This is a genomic window from Peribacillus sp. Bi134, from assembly GCF_918698065.1.
Taxonomy (GTDB): Bacteria; Bacillota; Bacilli; order Bacillales; family DSM-1321; genus Peribacillus.
The window spans coordinates 127,914-150,505 of record NZ_CAKKLN010000003.1 but is presented as its reverse complement, the minus strand read 5'-3'; the positions used below and the strand labels follow the sequence as shown (position 1 = coordinate 150,505).

Annotated in this window: 20 protein-coding genes; 19 read left to right on the top strand and 1 reads right to left on the bottom strand. The window is 42.0% G+C overall.

Features of this window, described 5'->3' with window-relative positions; genetic code table 11:
- Window positions 1–3 precede the first annotated feature (3 nt).
- Genes LQ188_RS06650 through LQ188_RS06640 form a run of 3 tightly spaced genes read left to right on the top strand, consistent with a single transcriptional unit; the run spans window position 4 to window position 3,633 of the window.
- Entirely contained in the window at window positions 4–1,458 is a 1,455-nt protein-coding gene (locus LQ188_RS06650) for a spore germination protein (RefSeq protein WP_230176361.1), read from the top strand.
- The gene (locus LQ188_RS06645) at window positions 1,430–2,524 is read left to right on the top strand and encodes a GerAB/ArcD/ProY family transporter (protein ID WP_101221963.1); all 1,095 of its coding nucleotides are present in this window, start codon (window positions 1,430–1,432) and stop codon (window positions 2,522–2,524) included. The genes LQ188_RS06650 and LQ188_RS06645 overlap by 29 nt, the downstream gene beginning before the upstream one ends.
- The gene (locus tag LQ188_RS06640; RefSeq protein WP_230176360.1) at window positions 2,521–3,633 is read left to right on the top strand and encodes a Ger(x)C family spore germination protein; all 1,113 of its coding nucleotides are present in this window, start codon (window positions 2,521–2,523) and stop codon (window positions 3,631–3,633) included. The genes LQ188_RS06645 and LQ188_RS06640 overlap by 4 nt, the downstream gene beginning before the upstream one ends.
- Window positions 3,634–3,725: 92 nt before the next feature.
- On the opposite strand, the gene LQ188_RS06635 is transcribed toward LQ188_RS06640, so the two are convergent.
- A complete protein-coding gene (locus LQ188_RS06635) occupies window positions 3,726–5,174 on the bottom strand; it encodes a flavin monoamine oxidase family protein (RefSeq protein ID WP_230176574.1) in 1,449 nt (482 codons plus the stop codon).
- 364 nt (window positions 5,175–5,538) lie between these two features.
- On the opposite strand from LQ188_RS06635, the gene LQ188_RS06630 reads away from it, so the two are divergent.
- The 16 genes from LQ188_RS06630 to LQ188_RS06555 all read left to right on the top strand — a co-directional run bounded on the left by LQ188_RS06630 (window position 5,539) and on the right by LQ188_RS06555 (window position 22,483).
- Window positions 5,539–6,900 carry a cytochrome ubiquinol oxidase subunit I gene (locus LQ188_RS06630; RefSeq protein WP_101221965.1) on the top strand — a complete coding sequence of 454 codons (1,362 nt, stop codon included), beginning with the start codon at window positions 5,539–5,541 and terminating at the stop codon, window positions 6,898–6,900.
- Window positions 6,901–6,915: 15 nt separating this feature from the next.
- Window positions 6,916–7,962, top strand: coding sequence for a cytochrome d ubiquinol oxidase subunit II (locus tag LQ188_RS06625; RefSeq protein WP_230176359.1), 1,047 nt, complete (start codon window positions 6,916–6,918; stop codon window positions 7,960–7,962).
- A gap of 28 nt (window positions 7,963–7,990) precedes the next feature.
- A complete protein-coding gene (locus tag LQ188_RS06620; RefSeq protein ID WP_101221967.1) occupies window positions 7,991–8,746 on the top strand; it encodes a hypothetical protein in 756 nt (251 codons plus the stop codon).
- Window positions 8,747–8,956: 210 nt separating this feature from the next.
- Window positions 8,957–9,568, top strand: a complete 612-nt coding sequence (locus tag LQ188_RS06615) for a TetR/AcrR family transcriptional regulator (protein WP_290370110.1) — start codon at window positions 8,957–8,959, stop codon at window positions 9,566–9,568.
- Between the two features lie 60 nt (window positions 9,569–9,628).
- Window positions 9,629–10,771, top strand: coding sequence for an acyl-CoA dehydrogenase (locus tag LQ188_RS06610; protein ID WP_230176357.1), 1,143 nt, complete (start codon window positions 9,629–9,631; stop codon window positions 10,769–10,771).
- 124 nt (window positions 10,772–10,895) lie between these two features.
- Window positions 10,896–12,533, top strand: a complete 1,638-nt coding sequence (locus tag LQ188_RS06605; RefSeq protein ID WP_101222250.1) for an AMP-binding protein — start codon at window positions 10,896–10,898, stop codon at window positions 12,531–12,533.
- 12 nt (window positions 12,534–12,545) lie between these two features.
- Window positions 12,546–13,895, top strand: coding sequence for an acetyl-CoA carboxylase biotin carboxylase subunit (locus tag LQ188_RS06600; RefSeq protein ID WP_230176356.1), 1,350 nt, complete (start codon window positions 12,546–12,548; stop codon window positions 13,893–13,895).
- Between the two features lie 30 nt (window positions 13,896–13,925).
- A complete protein-coding gene (locus tag LQ188_RS06595) occupies window positions 13,926–14,138 on the top strand; it encodes an acetyl-CoA carboxylase biotin carboxyl carrier protein subunit (protein WP_101221971.1) in 213 nt (70 codons plus the stop codon).
- Between the two features lie 17 nt (window positions 14,139–14,155).
- Complete coding sequence (locus LQ188_RS06590; protein ID WP_230176355.1) at window positions 14,156–15,055, top strand: hydroxymethylglutaryl-CoA lyase; 900 nt, start codon at window positions 14,156–14,158, stop codon at window positions 15,053–15,055.
- A gap of 19 nt (window positions 15,056–15,074) precedes the next feature.
- Complete coding sequence (locus LQ188_RS06585) at window positions 15,075–15,857, top strand: enoyl-CoA hydratase (protein WP_230176354.1); 783 nt, start codon at window positions 15,075–15,077, stop codon at window positions 15,855–15,857.
- 23 nt (window positions 15,858–15,880) lie between these two features.
- Complete coding sequence (locus LQ188_RS06580) at window positions 15,881–17,410, top strand: acyl-CoA carboxylase subunit beta (RefSeq protein ID WP_230176353.1); 1,530 nt, start codon at window positions 15,881–15,883, stop codon at window positions 17,408–17,410.
- Between the two features lie 193 nt (window positions 17,411–17,603).
- Entirely contained in the window at window positions 17,604–18,368 is a 765-nt protein-coding gene (locus LQ188_RS06575; RefSeq protein WP_230176352.1) for an NUDIX domain-containing protein, read from the top strand.
- Window positions 18,369–18,383: 15 nt separating this feature from the next.
- The gene (locus LQ188_RS06570) at window positions 18,384–18,935 is read left to right on the top strand and encodes a cysteine hydrolase family protein (RefSeq protein WP_230176351.1); all 552 of its coding nucleotides are present in this window, start codon (window positions 18,384–18,386) and stop codon (window positions 18,933–18,935) included.
- Window positions 18,936–18,995: 60 nt separating this feature from the next.
- Window positions 18,996–20,465, top strand: coding sequence for a nicotinate phosphoribosyltransferase (locus tag LQ188_RS06565; RefSeq protein WP_230176350.1), 1,470 nt, complete (start codon window positions 18,996–18,998; stop codon window positions 20,463–20,465).
- A gap of 34 nt (window positions 20,466–20,499) precedes the next feature.
- A complete protein-coding gene (gene nadE / locus LQ188_RS06560) occupies window positions 20,500–21,330 on the top strand; it encodes an ammonia-dependent NAD(+) synthetase (protein ID WP_230176349.1) in 831 nt (276 codons plus the stop codon).
- A gap of 127 nt (window positions 21,331–21,457) precedes the next feature.
- Entirely contained in the window at window positions 21,458–22,483 is a 1,026-nt protein-coding gene (locus tag LQ188_RS06555; protein ID WP_230176348.1) for a serine hydrolase, read from the top strand.
- Window positions 22,484–22,592 lie beyond the last annotated feature (109 nt).

The window sequence follows — 22,592 nt, the reverse complement described above, 5'->3', positions numbered from 1 at the left end:
TCCATGAAAAGTAAACTCTTGCATATAAAATTGGATCAAAAACAGGAAAAATTGAAATCTGAATTGAATATGCAGGCTGATGTCGTTTTTAAAGAGGTATTCATTCCCGGTTATGAAATTTCAGGATTATTCGTATTTTTAAATGGAACGATGGATTACCCTGCATTCAATGATATAGTCCTGGATTTATCAGCTGCGCAAGTCGAAACATCGCACCCGGTTTCAATCGAGCAGCTCGTCATTTCCAAAATCTGTTCAGTCAGGGAACAGGATGTTGAAACATATGAAAAAGGCATAGAGTATATTTTTGATGGGAAAACGCTTTTATTTATAGATGGAATTGTAAATGGTTATGTCTTGAATCTGGAAAAGGAAAAAGTTCGTACACTGGGTGAACCTTCAACAGAGAGGGTTGTCAGGGGACCGAAGCTTGGGTTTATCGAAAGTCTTCAAGAAAATATCGGCTTGATAAGGCAATATTCGAACCATCCCAACCTTATCGTCCAACAACAGAAGTTCGGGACGATGGAAAAACGGGAAGTTGCATTGATCTATTATGAAGGAAAAGCTAGCGATTCTTTGCTAAAAGAAGTGAATAAACGGATAAATGAAGTGAAAGCTACTGATCTCCAAGACTCGGGGATGCTCGAGGAATTAATTGAAGATACAGCGTTAACCCCTTTCCCGCAAATCCAAAATACGGAGCGTCCTGATAAAGTATTGGCTGCACTGCAGGAGGGAAGGGTGGTCATCATGGTTGACGGCTCGCCATTTGCGCTGATGGCACCAACGACGATGACGATGTTGCTGCAGTCACCTGATGATTATTATGAAAGGTGGGTAGCGGGTTCTTTTCTACGTATACTTCGCTATTTATCATTATTTGTTACCGTATTTCTTTCAGGGATTTATATCTCCTTGGTTTCGTTCAACCCTGGATTGCTTCCGTCAGAACTGGCGATGACGATCGCGGGTACAAGGGAGAACGTTCCCTTTCCGCCGTTTGTTGAAGCTATCATCATGGAATTGACGATTGAACTGCTTCGCGAAGCAGGTATTCGGCTCCCATCGCCCATTGGTCAAACAGTTGGATTGGTTGGCGGGGTCATTATTGGACAAGCGGCAGTTCAAGCCAATATTGTAAGTTCCCTGATGGTCATAATCGTTTCGATCACGACGATTACCTCTTTTACGGTCCCGCAATATAGCTTTGGACTGGCGTTCAGGGCATTAAGGTTCGGGGCGATGATTTTTGCCGCCGTTTTAGGTTTATACGGAACCACATTATTCTTTATCATCGTTATCAGCCATTTGTCAAAATTGACGAGCTTCCAAGAACCTTATTTTCAACCAATGGATTTTATCGGTAAAAAGACCTGGAGAGATGCGTTCCTGCGGTTACCGAAGCGGAAAAAAGGGGGGGATTCTTTTGAGCCAGTCCGACGGCAAAATTCTTAGTGGCGAATTGGCTGCGATCATTTCTTGCAGTATGTTAGGAATTGGAATGCTGACCCTTCCGAGAACGTTAACGGAAAAAATCCATTCGACCGATGGATGGATCGTCTTGATTTTAAATGGGATCGCTATTGCCCTTTTGTTATGCTTATTGGTTGTTCTGTTAAAAAAACATAAGGTCGCTAACTATTACACGTACATGGAGGAGGCATATGGAAAGTGGCTCTCTAAACTTATTGGGTTGGTAGTGGTGGTGTACTTTATAGGCGTGGCCAGCTTTGAAGTTCTTGCGATGAGTGAAATGGTGCGGTTTTATTTGTTGGAGGAAACACCAGTTGAAATCGTGATACTTTCCATGATTTTAGCGAGTGTGCATCTTTTGACCGGCAAAATAAAAGCCATAGCAAAGGCTTGTGTCTTCTTTCTTCCTTTGACAATCGTCATCGTCTTGCTCATTTATTTGTTCAGTCTCAGGATAGTAGAGTTAAAAAACCTCCAGCCTGTTCTTGCGAAAGGATTTCTACCTGTCATGAAAGGAATGGGCTCCGGAACTTTGTCTTTTTTTGGAATTGAACTTTTCATCTTTTTGTTTGGCGTCGTTAAAAATCAAAACAAGATAAAAAGTGGCGTTTTAATCGGTTTTTTCATACCGCTGATTTTATATGTGATTACATATGTATTGGTAGTGGCTACACTGACTGTCCCGGAAGTCAAAGCGGTTACTTTGCCAACCATTTCTTTTATTCAGTCCTTTGAAGTAAAAGGGATATTTTTAGAGCGTATGGAACTATTTCTCTTAATCACTTGGATTCTTCAGTTTTTTTTAACACATGCAATTTACTTTTACTTTGCAGCAGAAGGAATGACGAAAATATTTAGCAATTCATATACAACGAACCTTATTGTTTTGGTTCCCGTCGTTTTTCTTCTGGCCAAAATCCCTAAAGATATAACTGGAATTTTAAAAATGAGCGATTTGCTAGGATATCTATTTCCGGTTATATTGATTGGCTTACCAATTATTACATTCGTAATCGTTCAATTGAAAAGGAGTAGAAGAAGCGGATGAAAAGATTATGGTTGATCTTGCTTATTCCTTTGCTTACAGGCTGTTGGGACAGTAAAAATATTGAAGAGTTATCCCTTGTAGTTGGAGTGGGGATCGATAAAAGCAAAAAGAAGGACGAAATCATGTTAACACAGCAAATTCTGGTGCCTCCAGGAAATAGTGTTCAGGAGAATCAGGCCCAACTAAAATATAAAAATGTTACCGTCAGTGCCAAAACACTTCATGAAGCAATTAGGGATTCTTTACTCATAACCAATACGGTATTAACCAATCATCAGCGTATCATCCTTATTAATGAAGATGTATTAAAGAAAATCCCGATGGAAGCGATCATTAATCAGTCAATACGCGATAATAATACAAGGAGAAGCTGTCATGTTTATTTAACAAAGAGACCGACGAAAGAAATTTTGGGACGATCCGAAGATGGGGAAATCCCTTCGAATGTAATCTATGAATTGAAAGATAATGAGAACAGAACGAATAAGATACTTCCGCCTTTAACACTGGGCAAAGCATCCTCAAATTTGCAGTCAGATGGAAGCTTTGCCATTCAGGCCGTTGATATTAGGGGCGGGAAATTAATTTTGGAGGGTGCAGGGGTAATCAACAATTCAAAGTTGGTCGGGGTCATGAATGATGAAGATATAGCTGCATTAAATTGGTTGAACGGAGAAGTAAAGGGCGGAATAATCGAAGCGGTCCAACACGGTAAGCCTTTAAGTGTTGAAGTGATCAATAGGACAAGGAGGAAAATCACGACGGAATTGAACGGTGATCATTTGACGATCAATATTGAGGTCGGGTACACAGGAAGACTTTCGGAAGATTGGTATGGTAAGGAGAATTCTTTTGAAAAAGCCTATTTAAAAGAGGTTGAGCGTATTGCCGAGGATGAAGTGAAAAAGGATGTAAGGAAAATCGTATATAAATTACAGCATGATTATAAAACAGGGGTAGCAGGATTGTATCGTTATGTGCAAAATCAGCATCCAAAGTTTTGGGAGAAAAATAAGAATAAATGGGACGAAGTTTTCAGTAAAGCCGATATTAATTATGAAGTGGACATAAGGATCGTAGACTTTGGTTCAAAAGGAGGGATAAAGTGAATGATCATAAGAAGAAAAACCTTCCAAATGGAAGGTTCTTCTGTCAATGCACTTAAGTTATCGTTTATTTAATGGCCAAAGAAAAGGAACAGTCAAGGCAGACCGAACGTTCTTGGCAAATTCGTCACTTCATGTGCAACCCTGATGCCGGATTGAATGGCTCCTTCAATCCAAGCAGGTACGGTTGATGTATGCTCACCAGCGAAGTGGACCCTTCCTTCAGGGGTTGGGATGTATGGAAACAAGTCCGTCTCCTGACCAGGTTTAAACATGGAGAAAGCGCCGTAGGAATACTGATTCAGTGTCCAGCTATAAGAAGCTCCTGATAAAAAATGATCATATACTTGTTTTCCATGGATCACTGCCAAATTTTTCAATGCATGTTGTATACGATTATTTTCTGGAAGGATATCCCATAAAGTGGCGTCATCTTCCCATGTATAACTTGCTAAGATGAGACCGGATTCACTCTGGTTACTAGTTTGGCTGGGGTAATAAGAAAATCTAATTGGTAAATCAGTCGTCAATTTACCGCCGAAGATTCCTTCCTTTTCCCAAAACCTATGCGTGAACTGGAGTCCAATTTTTGTGGAAGCGGCATAATGGAGTTCCCTTATTGCCTTCCACTTATTATGGGAAAAGGAATTCCGGGGTTCAATATCTATAAATTGCAGCAATTGAAGAGGGATCGTCACGATGGCAAGGTCACCAGTAACCGTTAAGGGGTTTTGGCTTTGAGTATGTTTGGAATGGATGGTGACTTGATTATCATGTTGGATGATCTTTGTCACTTCATATCTGAAGTTTAAATTATCCTTCAATTCCGGTAGAAAAGCATATGGAAGCCGGTCGTTTCCTCCGTCGATTGCATAAAATTCTATGTCTGGATTAAAGAGCGGCATTAGCTCCCGAAGTATGGCAGGAAAAGAAAGTTCCGGGAATCCTTCTAAACCCATCAGGACTTTGATGCTTTCAATCGCCCCTGTTGAAAGACTGATTCCGACTGGATTGTACTGCAAAAAGAAGCTCATGGAATACTTATCAAACTCTTTAATGACTATTTCCCAATTTCTGCGTGGGTTTTGAATGATGAAGTCAGTCACAGGCTTAATTGCCATGTTGAGTAATTCTTCAGCTGTTTTACCTCTTTCATGGGGAGCTACAGGGTACCTAAGTATATCCGGGTTCCGTTGATATATGGCAGCGGTCGTCTTGATTCCATTGGCATAAATGGGGTCATTAGGAGTCGCATTCACAAAAGTGTTGACACGTAAACCATACTTCTTGATGTATTCAGCAACTAAGTAATGATAATTCGGAATGCGCATGGCACCGGCTTCAAGGTAGGAACCTTCTGAAAATGGCTCCCGTATGGTCAAAACACGCCCTCCGACCCTCCCGGTTGCTTCCAATATTGTTACTTCGTGCCCCGCTTTTTTTAAAAGCGATGCTGCAACCAACCCAGACATGCCGGCACCAATGATAATGATTTTTTTGGGGATTGGAGAAGGCCCCAGGCCATTTCTGATCACAGCAAGCATTTGATCGGGTGATAGCGGATCTTTGAAAAAGGACAAAGTGTTTTTCTCCTCTCTTGTTACACTTTCTATATGGGATTTACGCTATCTTATTCCTATAGGGTCACCTTTTATGAAGAATCTTCAATAATTTGTCATCTAAATGCTTAGTGAAATTTTATTAGCGCATTGCTGAAATCCACCACGTAATATATATACCAAAAATAACCTCGATAGAATATATTCTAAACATTCAACCAAAAACATCATTAAGGAAAAAGCTGACCTTCTGTAAAACCTATGAAAACTTAGTTTGTGGAATATTATTAAATATTTTCCTTTCTAGAGGAGATACTACCAAGAGACAAAGGTTAGAAAGGAAGACAGTATGGATCATATACAAATGGCCCGTGCGATGTTCGGGACGAATATGGCTGTACATATCATATTTGCAACGATCGGCGTCGGGTTGCCGATGATGATGTTGGCAGCGGAATTGATGTATCAAAGGACAAAGGATTTACAGTATGTCGTCATGGCTAAACGCTGGACGAAAACATTAGGGGTTCTGCTTGGGGTCGGCATTCCGACTGGTACGATTGCTGGTGTGCAGCTGTCACTATTATGGCCTGGGTTCATGGAAGTGATTGGACGTGTCATGGCGCTTCCATTCCAGATCGAGATTTATGCATTCATGGTTGAAGCGCTGTTCATGTCAATCTACGTGTATGCTGCTGAAAAAATCAAGCCATGGGCCCGAATCGTGAGTTTATTCTTTGTTGCATTCGGAGCATTGGCTTCGGCTGTATTGATTTCGAATGTCCATGCTTTTGAGGGGACACCGGCTGGGTTCCGGTTTGAAAATGGGGAGATCGTCGATGTCGATCCTTGGGCGGCATTTTTCAACCCAAGTTTCTTGGTGACGGCGGGACATACGGCCCTGACTGCTTATACTACAGGCGCTTTTGTCGTAGCATCCGTTGCAGCCTATAAGATGCTGAAAAATAAATATGGCACTGCTGAATTTAACTTTCACCAAAAAGCACTGAGACTCAGTATTGTATTGGGTTTGGTTTTTTCTTTTTTGACGGCATTGAACGGTCATGCGACTACACAGCATTTATATAGGGAACAGCCGGAAAAACTGGCGGCGGCAGAAGGGTTGTTTGAAACACAGGACCATGCCGGACTTACCTTGTTTGGTTATACCGATAGGGAAGCACAGGAAGTGAAGTATGGGATTGAATTCCCATGGTTATTAAGCTTTCTATCTGGTAATAGCTTTGATACGGTCGTGACCGGTTTAAACGATTTTCCGGAAGAGTATTGGCCCCCGCTTTATGTCCATATCTTGTTCAACGCCATGGTCATCATTGGTTCAGGCTTAATCGCGTTGGCACTGTTTGGATTGGTATGGAATAAATGGCTGAAAAAGGAGACATATCCGAAATGGATTCTTTGGCTGTTTGTTGCGTCAGGGCCGCTTTCTGTGATTTCAATTGAATGCGGTTGGATTTTTGCCTGTACAGGCAGACAGCCATGGACGATATACAGGATGCTGACCACGGAGGATTCAGTCACTTCGTACGAAAACCTTGGATTTTTATTCACGATGTTCATTATTGTATATATCATTTTATGCGTTTCTGTCGTGTTTACACTTTTGTATTATTTCAAACGTCATTCCGTGATGGATGATATATATAAGGCCGAACAGAAAGATGTAAGGCTTTTCGATTCGAATTCATAAAAGGGGGGAAGGCGAATGAGTGATGCTCTTCTTGCAATAACACTGGTCTGGGGCTTTATTTTTCTTTATGCCATCATGGCCTCTATGGATTTCGGCGCTGGCTTCTGGGCAATGACTTACATTAAAAAGGAAGAAACGAATGCTACCAAGATCGCAAATAGCTATTTATCACCAACTTGGGAAGTGACTAATACTTTTGTCGTTGGTCTTGTCATTGCGATTTACAGTTTATTTCCAGGTGCGGTTTTCCCGATAGGGGTAGCCTTGATCGTTCCTGCAAGCCTGATACTTGTCCTGCTATGTATTAGGAGTGCTTTCTTGGTTTTCTCGCATAGCGTAGACAAATATGAAAAAGCGTTAACGTATATTTCAGGATTGACGGGATTGATCATACCCGGGCTATTAATCAGCGTATTGCCAATCACCCACCTTGGATTTGTTGAAGGTGTAAGAGGAAATGAAGAATTGAATCTATCTAAACTATTCACGAGTCCAAATGAGTATGCATTTGTGGGGTTCGGAATTATGAGCACGCTTTTTTTATCATCTTTGCTCCTGTCCGATTACTCAAAACAGGCCGATGAAATGAAAGCATACAAAATATATCGCAGAGATGCGATGATAACGGGCCCGCTTATGTTGGTCATGGCTTTGTTGGTTATGCTCACGTTAAGAAACGAAGCGAATTGGATTTACCAAGGAATGATGAAAAACTCTGGATTGTTATTCGTCTCGCTCATTTTTTTCGTCATTAGCGGGATAGCACTGTACTTACCCTATTTTTCTAAGCAGGAGGTTAAAGGGATGCCTCGCCTCGCTGTAATAGCGATCATCATACAGTATTTAATCGGAAGCTATGTTTATGGTATCGCACATTTACCTTATATCATATATCCAAATGTCACGATTCTTTCAGGATTTACCGATCCAACCTCATTCCGGGCCGTGTTTGCCACTTATATCGTGGGCTTTGCGATATTAGTGCCAGGGTTCTATTATTTCTGGTCCATCTTCATGAAAGATCAGCGTCGAAAGTTCAAACGGCGACAAATGTCAAATTAGTTCATCTTTGAAAAGCGAGGTTATCACTATGAAAAAGTTAGATCTGCTAAAATATGCGGTTTTAGTCATCTCACTATTTTTGAGCTATCAAGCGGTTGAAGCCCATGATAAAAATTTTCAGGTAGATGGCACATATATTTCAACAAAAAGAGATGTAACAGGTGACCAGAAAATAGACATCATCCAGGTTCAGGGACTGCCATTTGAGGAAGGAAGCAAGTTTCTGAAGAAAATTGAGTTAAGTGTGGAAAGCAATCGCCGTACAATCAGCGTCCCGCTGGAAGCGGGGTATACTCCAGACCTAAAGGTGGCGGACTTGAATAATGATGGAGTCCAGGATGTATTGGTCACGGTTTTGATGGAAGGCAGAGAGCGGTTGATATCCAGTTACGCCTATACGTTCAAGGATGGAAAAGTGAAGGAACTGGAAGTCCCTCCATCCGTTCCCGTAATAGCACAATTTCTTGACGGATACAAAGCGGAAATCATTATCGAAGGTCAAAAGCCTGTGGTGATAGATGTCAGTTCCAGAAAACAAGCGTACGATGAATTAGGCATTTATCAAAATGGAAAACTAAATGAACCGACAGAGCTTTTGGTTGATCCATACTCCTCATTGGATCCCAAGACCGTTTTTGGAAAAGGAAAAGCACTTATGGGAGTCCAAAACGTAAAAGGTTCCGATGAACTTGTTCCGATTTTGAAGATTAAATCAGTATGGAAGTATGACAATGGATGGCAGCTTGTAAAAGCACAGGTTAAACCGGTCAAGGGTAGTGAATGACAATATGTATCGCTGCATTACTAAATAAAGTAGGTTGACAGCTCTTGGTTTTGAGGGCTGTTTTTTTATTGATAATTAAAAATTGACAATTTTTAAATATTTGGTAAAATCTAAATAAATCCAGTTAACTACATAACCACATCTTCTTTATGTTGTTAAATGTAAGCGGATACAAGAAGGAGGTGCAGTCTTACGGAGTTAAAAGAAAAAATAATTGAAACATCGTTGACGCTCTTCGATCAGCATGGTTTTCATGGTGTCTCCGTTAACGAAATCGTTAAGGCTTGCGGAACTAGCAAGGGAGGTTTTTATCACCATTTCTCTTCCAAAGATGAACTTTTATTTGTCATCCATGATTACTTTATTTCATATGTTTTAACAAAAGCACAGGAAGCCATCTCAGAAAGTACCCATCCAACAGAAAAAATGCAAAAGATCATTCAATCATTTGTTAAAGTTTTTGACCTCTATAAACCACACATCTCAGTTTTCTATCAAGAAAGCATTTACTTAAAACCGCCCTATGTTGAAGCAATCAAAAAAAAGCGCCAAATGTATAAAGAAATCATTTTTTCCGTTATCCAAGAAGGTATTGACAAGGGAGTATTCCGCAGCGAATTGCCAGTGGAAATTACCGGAATGTCAATTCTGGGCATGGTGAACTGGTCCTACAAATGGTACAAAAGGGACGGTGGAAAAACGATAGATGAAATCGGTGATATTTACGTAGATTTAATTCTGAATGCCCTATTGATAGATAAACAAAAAGAAGCGGAAATCACCCAGCCATTTTTACTGAAGAACCAAGTTGTTATGGATTAAACTATAAACTTGATTTGTACAGACCAACTAGTCGGTCTCAATAGAAAGGGGAAAGAATATATGGATTTTTCACTTACAAAAGAACAGCAGATGATTAAGGAAATGGTTAGGGAATTTGCCGAAAAGGAAATTAAACCCATTGCTATAGAGTTGGATGCAAAGTCCATGTTTGCGGAGGATGTATTCAAAAAAATGGGGAAACTCGGGTTGCTTGGAATTCCGTTTCCTGAAGAATATGGCGGTTCGGGCGGAGATACGGTTTCGTATGCCATTGCAGTTGAAGAGGTTGGAAAGGCATGCGGGGGAACCGGCTTAAGTTATGCAGCAGCCGTTTCGCTCGGGGCAAGTCCAATTTACTATTTTGGAACCGAAGAACAGAAGCAAAAATATCTGGTTCCAATCACGACCGGTGAAACCCTGGCAGCTTTCGGGTTAACAGAGCCTAATGCTGGTTCCGATGCTGGCGGTACGAGAACTACTGCCGTGTTGGAGGGTGATGAATATGTGATTAATGGCGAGAAAACATGGATAACAAATGCCAGCTATTCAAGAACGGTTACCGTCACGGCTGTATCGGGCAAAGATTCCAAGGGCAAAAATATCATCTCGGCATTCATCGTGCCAACCGATACCCAAGGGCTGACGATCAATAGCAATTATGAAAAAATGGGAGTTCGAGCTTCCAATACTTGTGAAATCATTCTGGATAATGTCCGGGTGCCAAAGGAAAACTTACTGGGAGATCCAGACAAAGGGTTCAAACAATTCTTATTCACGCTTGATGGAGGAAGGATTTCCATTGCTGCTTTGGCCGTCGGTATCGCCCAGGCTGCCTTTGATAGAGCTTTAGCTTTTTCAAAAGAGCGCGTTCAATTCGGTAAAACCATATCCAATTTCCAGGCCATTCAATTCAAGCTTGCAGACATGGCGATGGAAATTGAATTGGCGAGGAATATGGTATATAAGGCTGCATGGTTAAAAGACAATAAAAAAACTTTTGCAAAGGAAGCGGCATATGCCAAGCTTTTTGCAAGTGAGACCGCGTTCCGGTCCAGCAATCAAGCTATTCAAATACACGGCGGATCTGGTTACATGCGTGAATATGAGGTGGAGCGCTATTTAAGAGATGCTAAGTTATTGGAGATTGGTGAAGGTACATCCGAAATTCAAAGACTCGTTATCGCCAGGCAATTAGGCTGTTAATCTTTACGGAACGTAAAATGAACAATGATGCTTTGGTTCATTTTGGTGAAAAGCAGATGTTATCTATACAGCAAAAAGCGTTCATTCTTACTTTTATTTGATTAGGAGGAGTTTGATGTCTGATTTGCTAGATGTTACTATCGGGAAACTGCTTGAAAGGACAGCTGAACAATATGGTGATAATGAAGCGGTTGTTTACCATGAGCTAGGCATGCGCCATTCCTATCGCGAATTTGAAAAGATTTGCCGAAAGGCTGCCAGGGCGTTCATGTCACTAGATATAAAAAAGGGCGAACATATCGCCATTTGGGCATCCAATAAACCGGAATGGCTTATATCCCAATTTTCGACCGCGAAAATGGGCGGAGTGCTGGTAACGGTCAATACTAATTACCGTACAAGTGAACTGGAATACCTGCTCAAGCAATCCGATTCGACGACGATCATCCTGATGGAACAATATAAGGATCATTCATATATAGATACGCTGTACGAAATCGTTCCTGAATTGAAAAATGCAGAACCAGGAAAATTACAATCTGAGAAACTGCCAAAATTGAAAAATATCATCGTTTTAGGTGAAAAGCGTTATCCCGGAACGTTTTCGTGGGATGAAGTCATTAGCAGGAGCGAATCCGTTTCGGAGGAATCGCTGGACATGAGGATGGAGGAATTGGCTCCCGGTGATGTGATTAATATGCAATATACATCAGGGACGACAGGATTTCCAAAAGGAGTGATGCTGACTCATTCCAACTTGGTCAATAACGGATTGAATGTCGCGGAATGCATGAAGCTTACCGAAGCTGACCGGCTTTGCATCCCGGTTCCGTTTTTTCATTGTTTCGGCTGTTCCCTTGGCACGATGGCCTCTGTTTCAGTAGGGGCAACAATGGTGCCAATCGTGGAATTTAACCCACGCGTTGTCCTTCAGACGGTTGAAGCTGAAAAATGTACGGGGCTTCATGGTGTTCCGACGATGTTCATTGCTGAACTTAATCTCGATGACTTTGACCAGTATGATTTAAGTTCGTTACGGACTGGTATCATGGCAGGATCCACATGTCCGATCGAAGTCATGAAAAGCGTGGTGAATAAGATGGGCATCTCGGAAATTACGATTACTTATGGTCAAACGGAATCTTCTCCAGGAATTACGATGACAAGAACGGACGATCCGATCGAACTTCGTGTTTCTTCAGTGGGAAGGGCTTTGCCGAAAGTGGAAGTGAAAATTGTCGATCCAGCTACCGGGGAAGAAGTCCAGCGGGGCAAACAGGGTGAACTCTGTTCTAGGGGTTACCATGTAATGAAGGGATATTATAATAACCCGGAAGCCACTGAGCAGGCGATTGACCGGGAAGGCTGGCTTCATACGGGAGATTTGGCGGTGATGGATGAAAGGGGTTATTGCAAGATTACAGGCCGGCTGAAAGATATGATCATTCGCGGAGGGGAAAATATTTACCCCCGTGAGATTGAAGAATTCCTCTATCAACATCCTGCAATTGTCGATGTCCAGGTACTCGGCGTTCCGGATCAGAAGTACGGGGAAGAGGTAGCGGCATGGATCATTTTGAAAGCAGGAGAAACTCTTACGGAGAAAGAATTGATAGAGTATTGCAAAGGGAAAATATCTTTTCATAAAATTCCCCGTTACATTCAATTTACCGATGCTTATCCAATGACTGCATCCGGAAAAATCCAAAAGTATAAGCTTCGGCAACAAACTCTTGACCTACTAACGGAACGCACTAAATAAGGAGGATATCGAATGATTCGAAAAATTCTTATCGCAAACAGGGGAGAAATAGCATCACGCATTATTCGTACATGCAAAAAGCTGGGAATACTTACTGTCGCTGTCCATTCGGAAGCAGATTCGGATTCGCCTTTTGTGGGATTGGCGGATGAGGCATATTTATTGGGTGGCCCGAGAGTACAGGAAAGCTATTTAAACGTAAATAAGATTTTGGAAATAGCTAAGGAAACCGGAGCGGAGGCCATTCATCCTGGATATGGTTTTCTTAGTGAAAATGCAGATTTCGCACGTTCATGCGAAGAAGCCGGCTTGATATTCATTGGTCCCAAACCAGAGATCATCCAGCAAATGGGCAATAAAGTCGAGGCGAGGAAAAAGATGGAGCAAGCGGGACTTCCATTGGTGCCTGGATTTTCACGTCCGTTAATTGATAGTGCAGAAGCGGCAGCCGTTGCCGAAAAGATTGGCTATCCAGTCATGTTAAAAGCAGCAGCAGGCGGCGGGGGAATCGGCATGCAGGCGGTTGCTAATGAAGATGAACTTACCAAAGCCTTCGAAGGGAATCAAAAACGTGCCCAATTGTTTTTTGGCAATGGAGATATGTTCATAGAAAAATTGATTGAGAAGCCTCGTCATATCGAAATTCAGGTATTGGCGGATTCCTTTGGGAATGCTGTTTACTTATGGGAAAGGGAATGCTCCGTTCAAAGGCGCCACCAGAAGGTCGTGGAAGAGGCTCCATCTTCTTTCCTTGACGAAGAAACAAGAAACAGGATGGGAATGGCTGCAGTGAAAGCAGTAAAATCCATCGGTTATAGCAATGCGGGCACCCTCGAATTTTTAGTTGATGCAGATAAAAACTTTTATTTCCTGGAAATGAATACACGCCTTCAGGTAGAGCATCCTGTCACCGAAGAAATTACGGGACTGGATTTGGTTGAACAGCAAATTAAAGTTGCCTCTGGCGACAAATTGGAATTCACGCAAAGTGAGATTAAACAGGATGGACACTCCATTGAAGTGCGCATATATGCTGAAGATCCGAAAACCTTTTATCCAGCACCGGGGAAAATCACAAGCATGGAACTTCCGAAAGGGGAAGGGATCCGTCATGAATTGGCTGTTCATGGAACTTCGGTCGTATCCCACTTTTATGATCCGATGATCGCCAAATTGGTGGTGAGCGGTGATTCAAGGGATAAAGCGATCGAGAGATTAAGAGAAGCGCTCGCAAGCTATAAAATTGAAGGAATTAAAACAAACCTTCCTTTGCTGATGGAAATCATTTCTCATGAAGCTTTTTCCCAAGGAGATACGACTACGGATTTCATTGCAAAATATATAAAAAAACTGACTGTATAAATAAAACATAATGATCAGGAGGAATGTAAGATGACAGAATTAAAGGCAAGCATGGCAGGAAGCGTTTGGAAAATCGTAGCGAACGAGGGGCAAAGTGTAACAGACGGACAGGATATCATTATCTTGGAATCTATGAAAATGGAAATCCCCATTGCAGCCGAGGAAGCTGGCACCATTAAAGAACTTAAAGTGAATGAGGGGGATTTCGTGAATGAGGGCGACGTTTTGGCCGTCATTGAATAAGGGGACGGAGGGGTAAGATGAATTGGCCTGAAAAAGTGACAATTAAGGAAGTGGGTCCGCGTGACGGACTGCAAAATGAAAAGGTCATAATACCTGCAAAAAGCAAAATGGATTGGATCGATCAGCTCTCTGATACAGGTTTATCTTATATAGAGGTGACTTCTTTCGTCCATCCAAAGTGGATTCCCCAATTGAGTGATGCTGCCCTGGTGGCTAAGGGAATTAAGCGCAATCCCGGTATCACTTATGCGGCCCTTGTACCCAATCAAAGGGGACTGGAGTCGGCTCTAGAAGCCAATATCGATGAAATTTCCGTGTTCATGTCATCCAGTGAAACGCATAATCTTAAAAATATCAATAAGTCGATTTCCGATACCTTTCCAATAATGAAGGATGTTATCGGGACAGCAGCTAACAGCGAGAAAACGGTTAGGGGCTATATTTCAACCGTTTTCGGCTGTCCTTATGAAGGGGAGGTTTCGACCGAACAGGTTTTCCGTGTTTGTGATCAACTTTTTGAATATGGAATCAATGAAGTCTCATTGGGTGATACCATTGGGGTCGCTTCTCCAAGACAGGTTGCACTGTTCCTGGAACAAGCTGTAAAAAGATATGATATAAGCCGGATTGCCCTCCATTTTCATGATACAAGGGGAATGGCACTCGCAAATGTTCTAGAATCACTTAATTATGGTGTGGATACTTTCGACTCTTCGCTCGGAGGTTTAGGAGGATGCCCGTATGCACCAGGTGCGAGCGGAAACGTGGCAACGGATGACCTAATTCATATGCTACATAAAATGGGAATTCACACGGGAATCAACTCAGAAAAACTAATGAAGGCTGCGGCCAAGATGCAGAACTTTTTAGAAAAACCATTGCCAAGCCATCAGATGGCTGTTTATAACGCACAATAAGAGAAATTGAGGTGAAATTATGACTTCATTAGTTGAAATAAGTACTGAGGAAAAGGGAATTGCCCTTGTGACTTTGAATCGGCCGGATGCTGCTAATGCCTTATCCACAGAATTGCTTCATTGCTTGGTTGAAGGGCTGGAGGAATTGAAAAGTGATTCCAATTTACGAACAGTCATTATAACGGGGGCAGGTGAAAAGGCGTTTTGTGCAGGTGCGGACCTTAAGGAACGAGCAGGTATGAATGAGGATAAAGTCAGGGAGACAGTCAAGTTGATTGGAGATACGATTACGGCTGTAGAAAACCTTCCAGTTCCGGTCATCGCCGCGATTAACGGTTCGGCTTTTGGCGGAGGGCTGGAGTTGGCACTCGCTTGTGACATACGAATCGCATCGGAAACGGCGAAGGTGGGACTTACAGAAACATCGTTAGGCATCATCCCAGGCGCCGGCGGTACTCAGCGCCTGCCGCGGATAGTTGGAATGCCGACAGCGAAAGAACTGATTTATACGGCAAGGAGATTGGATGCAAAAACGGCACATGCCTTGAAAATCATCAGTCATGTATATTCACCCCAGCATTTACTTGAGGAAGCGAAAAAATTGGCTAAGGAAATTGCGGTCAATGCCCCATTGGCACTAAGGGCTGCAAAAGCGGCAATCAATCAAGGGGCTGAGACTGACTTGAAAACAGGATTGCAAATTGAAAAAGACTGCTATCAGACAACTTTAAAAACCCGTGACCGACTGGAGGGTCTGTCAGCATTCAAGGAAAAGCGCAAACCGGTATTTAAGGGCCAATGATTTCAATTGAAGGAGGAACAGGGATGGTAACGACGGATAAACTAACCGAAACGGTTGAGACGATTAAAAAAGGCGGTTTAGAAAAATATCATCAGAAAAACGCTGAAAAAGGAAAGCTTTTCGTACGTGAACGGCTCGAGCTGCTTTTCGATGAAGGGGTTGAAATAGAGGACGCTTTCTTTGCTAATTGTGCCAGTGAGGGTCTGCCTGCGGATGGTGTGGTTACAGGCATCGGGAAAATCAATGGTCAGAGGGTCTGTGTCATGGCCAATGATTCGACTGTAAAAGCTGGTTCCTGGGGAGCAAGGACCGTCGAGAAAATCATTCGCATTCAGGAAACAGCTGAGAAGTTACAGCTGCCCCTTCTTTATTTAGTCGATTCTGCCGGGGCACGAATTACAGATCAAGTAGAAATGTTTCCGGGACGCCGCGGAGCAGGACGCATCTTTTACAACCAAGTAAAGTTATCAGGAAAAGTCCCTCAAATTTGTCTATTGTTCGGTCCGTCTGCCGCCGGCGGGGCATATATCCCAGCTTTTTGTGATATCGTCGTAATGGTTGATGGCAATGCATCCATGTATTTAGGTTCACCGAGAATGGCAGAAATGGTCATTGGCGAAAAGGTGAGTGAAGAGGAAATGGGCGGGGCGAAAATGCATTGTTCCGTTTCAGGATGCGGGGATGTGCTTGTCAAGTCAGAAGAAGAATCGATCGCGTTCGCGCGCAGGTACTTAAGCTATTTTCCAGGAAATTATCAAGAAAAGCCTAAAGCCACAAAGCCTGAGCTGCCTGCGGATTTCGAAAAAACATTGGAAGAACTGATTCCAAAAAATCAGAATGCAGCCTTCAATATGTATGACCTGATCGATAGGATCATAGACAGGCAATCGTTTTGTGAAATCAAGAAGCTATTTGCTCCTGAATTAATTACTGGGCTTGCAAGGCTAAATGGGCAAACGATAGGGATCATTGCCAATCAGCCGCGAGTCAAGGGCGGCGTCCTGTTCCATGATTCAGCTGATAAGGCAGCCAAGTTCATCAATTTATGTGATGCTTTCCATATACCGTTGTTGTTCCTGGTGGATATTCCAGGATTCATGATCGGGACTAAGGTCGAACGGGCAGGGATCATTCGCCATGGTGCAAAAATGATTTCGGCCATGAGTGAAGCCACGGTTCCCAAGATTTCTGTCATTGTCCGTAAGGCCTATGGTGCTGGACTATACGCGATGGCCGGTCCAGCTTTTGAACCGGACTGCGTTCTGGCCTTACCGACGGCATTGATAGCGGTCATGGGGGCAGAAGCTGCGGTCAATGCAGTCTATGCCAATAAAATCAATGCAATGGAACCAGAAGAGCGCCCTAAATTCATCGAACAGAAGCGCAATGAGTATAATGAAGACATCGATATTTACCGCTTAGCCTCCGAGATGATTGTTGATGGCATCATCCAGCCAAATGACTTGCGTGATGAATTGTGCGCCAGGTTTGAAGCATATAGCAGTAAACAATTGACATTCACCGATCGTAAACATGGAGTCTATCCCGTTTAAAGAAATCGATAAACAAGCCCGGTCATCATGACCGGGCTTGTTTTCATGTGAAAAATAAATGATTATTTAAATAATTAGAAAATTTTTCTGATTTAGAGTTGCTAAATCAGACAAGGAAGAGTACTATAATTAGTAATTAATGATTTACTAATTACTTGAATTCCATACTTAGTGAAAGAAAGTGAGAGTTGCCATGGCTCAGCAGGAAAAAAAGAAATATATTACTCCAGATGGATATACGGCAGATATTGCGATCTTTACGATTACTACGAAGAAAACGGCAGAGAAAGCTCCGCCTGAAATGTTTTTGAAGCTATTATTAATCAAACGTGCCACAAAAGATAAGGAAGGAAGCCCGAATGTTGAAGGAGATAAATGGGCTTTACCCGGAGGTTTCGTCAATGCTGGCGAGACTGCTTATGAAGCTGCCAAAAGAGAATTGAAAGAAGAAACGGGCGTAACTGGATTCCATGTCAAGCATTTCGGGGTTTATGACCGGCCAGGGCGCGATCCCAGGGGATGGATCATATCCAATGCTTTTTATGCAATTGTCCAGGAAGAGTTTCTTCATCAAAGAAAAGCGAATGACGATGCAGCCGAGGTTGAATTGTTCACGATTCAGGAAGCCTTACAATTAGATCTTGCATTCGATCATTATACAATTATTAACGATGCGATGAATTTAATGAAAAAAGAAATGGTGCAAACGACGATAGCCCAAAAATTCCTGCCGGATGAATTTACACTTTCTGAGCTGCAACGGGTTTTGCTGACAGCCAGAGATGATGCAAAAATCAGTGCAGACTCACTTTTTTATGCAAAAGCCCCGAAGCTCCCGTTTCTGGAAAAAGTCTTGGATGAAAAGGGAATGCATAAGAAAACGAAACGGAATTCGTATCGGCCTTCACAGCTTTACCGATTTAATGCAGAGGTTGTCATGGACTCTATTTACTATTGAGGGGGAATTGATGATATGGGGAAAAAGGCATTGATCAATATAGATTATACGTATGACTTCGTGGCAGACAGGGGTTCCTTGACCTGCGGGAAGCCAGGTCAGGATATCGAGAAGGAATTAGTCAATATAACCAGGGATTTTATAAAAAGCGGCGAATATACGGTATTCGCGATTGATTTACATGAAGAAGGAGACCGCTTACATCCCGAATCGAATTTGTTTCCACCGCATAATATTAGCGGTACAATGGGTAGAGACCTATATGGGGCGTTAAAAGAAGAGTATGAAACAAATAAAAATCAAAAGAATGTTCATTATATAGATAAAACGCGTTATTCGGCATTTGCAGGAACGGACCTAGATATCCGCCTAAGGGAACGCCACATTACTGATGTATATTTAGTTGGGGTTTGTACAGATATTTGTATTTTGCATACGGCAATCGACGCTTATAATCTAGGCTATAATATCTTTGTATATGAAAATGCAGTGGCCTCGTTCAATGATGCCGGTCACCATTGGGCGCTTGGACATTTTAAAGGATCTCTTGGAGCAACCATTCTATAATATCCATTCAAGCAACAGAATAGAAGGGAAGCGATGCTTCTCTTTTGGGAGGAACTATCCATGGAAAAAAAGTACAACGACGACAGTTACGCATTACACACTGACCTTTACCAAATCAATATGGCCCAAACTTATTGGCAGGACAAAACGCATAACCGAAAGGCAGTTTTCGAGATATTTTTCAGAAAGCTTCCATTTAATAGCGGATATGCGATTTTTGCGGGACTTGAAAAAATTGTCCATTACCTTCAAAACTTTTCCTTCTCGGAAAGTGATATCGACTATTTAAAAAATGATCTGCACTATGATGAAGAATTTTTGGATTATTTGAAGAACATTCGTTTCACGGGAGCGATTCGCTGCATGAAAGAGGGAGAGCTCGTTTTCGGCAATGAACCGATATTACGGGTGGAGGCACCGCTTGGTGAGGCTCAACTCATTGAAACTGCGTTGCTTAACATTGTGAACTATCACACACTCGTGGCAACAAAAGCTTCACGCATCAAACAGGTAATCGGTGAAGAATCTGCCCTTGAATTCGGTTCAAGGCGGGCGCAAGAAATGGATGCTGCAATTTGGGGAGCGAGAGCGGCCTATATTGCTGGCTTTGATTCCACTAGTAATGTACGTGCTGGAAAGCTGTTCGGCATTCCGGTTTCAGGGACGCATGCACATTCCATGATCCAAGCTTATAAAGATGAATATACAGCTTTTCATAAATACGCTGTTTCCCATAAAGACTGTGTATTCTTGGTTGATACTTATGATACATTGCGTTCTGGCATCCCGAATGCAATCCGTGTTGCCAAGGAATTGGGCGATAAAATCAACTTCATTGGCGTTCGTCTTGACAGCGGTGACTTAGCTTACTTATCAAAAGAAGCACGGCGTATGCTTGATGCTGCAGGGTTCCATGATGCGAAGATAGTCGCTTCCAATGACCTTGATGAATATACGATCATCAATTTGAAACAACAAGGAGCAAGAATTGACATTTGGGGCATCGGAACCAAATTGATTACGGCTTATGACCAGCCAGCGCTCGGTGCCGTTTATAAAATGGTTTCAATAGAGGGCGAAGATGGGAATATGAGAGATACCATCAAAATTTCTTCTAACCCTGAAAAGGTTACGACACCTGGCTTAAAACGAGTATACCGAATCATCAATAAAGTGAATCATCATGCTGAAGGTGATTATTTGGCGATGGAATATGAGAAGCCGCAGGAACAGGAAAAATTAAAGATGTTTCATCCTGTCCATACCTTCCTAAGTAAATTCGTCACGGATTTCGATGCAGTTGATCTGCACGTGGATATTTTTAAGGATGGAAGTTTGATTTATGAATTGCCGACCATAGATGAAATTAAGGCCTTTACGCAAAAAAATCTCCAAGTATTATGGCCGGAATACCTTCGTGCACTGAATCCTGAGGAATACCCGGTAGATCTAAGCCAGGATTGTTGGGATAATAAAATGAGGAATATAGATGAAGTTAAAGCAAATGTAGAAAGAATGCTAACGAAATGACCAATCTATTTTATTAGAAAGCGGGGCTATGCCAATGCGTCCATTACAAAAAGAAATCGTAAAAAAATTACTTGTCCAACCAACGATCGATCCTGAAGCCGAATTCAGGAAAAGTGTTGATCTTTTAAAAGGGTATATGAAGAAAAATACGTTTCTGAAAAGTTTTGTACTTGGGATATCCGGAGGTCAAGATTCAACACTGGCGGGGTATATTGCTCAAACCGCTGTCAATGAATTGAATGAAGAAAAAAATGGCAGCGACTATAAGTTTGTTGCTGTAAGCTTGCCATATGGAGTACAGGCTGATGAAGATGACAGGCAGCTGGCTTTAAAATTCATCAAGCCAAGCCAAACGGTTACTGTTAACATCAAGGAAGCGGTGGATGCTTCAGTAAAAGCTGTGGAAGAAGCGGTTTCTGAAAAGCTATCGAATTTCTTAAGGGGAAATGTCAAAGCACGTGAGCGAATGAAGGTACAATATGATTTAGCCGGACTGTATAAAGGCGTTGTGCTTGGTACGGACCATGCAGCTGAAGCGATCACAGGTTTCTTTACGAAACATGGTGATGGTGCAGCGGATATCCTACCTTTATATCGCTTAAATAAAAGGCAAGGAAAAGAAATCCTCAAATTCGTCGGTGCTCCTGAGCGTCTTTATACGAAAATACCAACGGCAGATTTAGAAGATGACAAACCGTTACTTCCTGATGAAGTGGCTTTAGGCGTTAGCTACGATGAAATCGATGATTATCTTGAAGGCAAGGAAATCAGAACGGAAGCTGCCGAAATCATCGAAGGATGGTATACTAAAACCGAACATAAACGCAATGAAGCCATTAATGTTTATGATACTTGGTGGAAATAAAAGAACGAGTGAAATCTGAAATAAGTTATCCCGCATCACATAAGATGCGGGTTTTTTGGCAAGACCTAATGAGCACCTTGGCCAACACATCGGTTATGAAAATTTTACCGGCAAGGGGGAAAACGAAATGTCGACTCTACATATGGATATTTCCAGGATTATTGAAGAAACATGCAAGGAAATTGAATTCTCGGGTGTTATCGGTGTGAAAGCGGGAGATGACCTGATTCATAGCTCAGCACATGGCTATACCAATCGAGCGGATGAAATCATGAATACGGCCGAAACAAGATTCGGAATTGCTTCCGGTTGTAAACTGTTTACGGCGGTAGCCATTTGCCAGTTAATACAAAAAGGAGAACTTAGGCTGGATTCTAAGCTTATAGACTGTCTTCCTATCGTGTTTCCTGATTTCCATCAAAATGTAACCATTCATCACCTCTTAACACACACTTCGGGCATTCCTGATTACTTTGATGAGAAAGTGATGGATGATTTTGAAGAGCTTTGGCAGAAAAATCCGATGTACCATATCAAAAGATTAAAAGATTTCCTCCCAATGTTTCAAGATGATGTGATGATGTTTGAACCCGGGGAAAGATTTCATTACAATAATGCAGGCTATATTTTATTAGGATTGATTGTTGAGGAACTAACCGGACTTCAATTTTCTGAATATATCGACAAGAACATCTTTCTTCCTTGTGAAATGATAAATTCCGGTTATTTTTCCATGGACCAGCTTCCTAAAAATACTGCATTAGGGTACATTGACGAAGAAAATGGAGCATGGAGAACTAACGTTTATTCCCTTCCCATCAAAGGCGGTGCGGATGGAGGAGCGTATATTACCGCATCAGATATGTTCAGGTTTTGGGATGGGTTATTTTCCAATCAGTTACTGAATCAAGAATATACCACTCTCTTATTGGAAGCCCATATTGCAACTGGAGATGAAGGGGAATACTATGGATATGGTATATGGATCCGTAAAAAAAATGACGGGATTTTCAAATATCATACTATAGGGTATGACCCGGGTGTAAGTTTCAATTCTGCGGTATATCCGGCAAATCGATTGAGAACCGTCATTACTTCAAATAAAAGCATGGGTCCATACCATATTACTTCCGCGATTGAGGAAGAATTGTAAAAACAAATGGAACCTTTCCACTAATGAAGGGTTCCATTTATTTACAGTCGATGTGAATTCATTCAGTATTTTTTAAGAAAGGGGCGAATTAGCATTCAATTGCTCCATT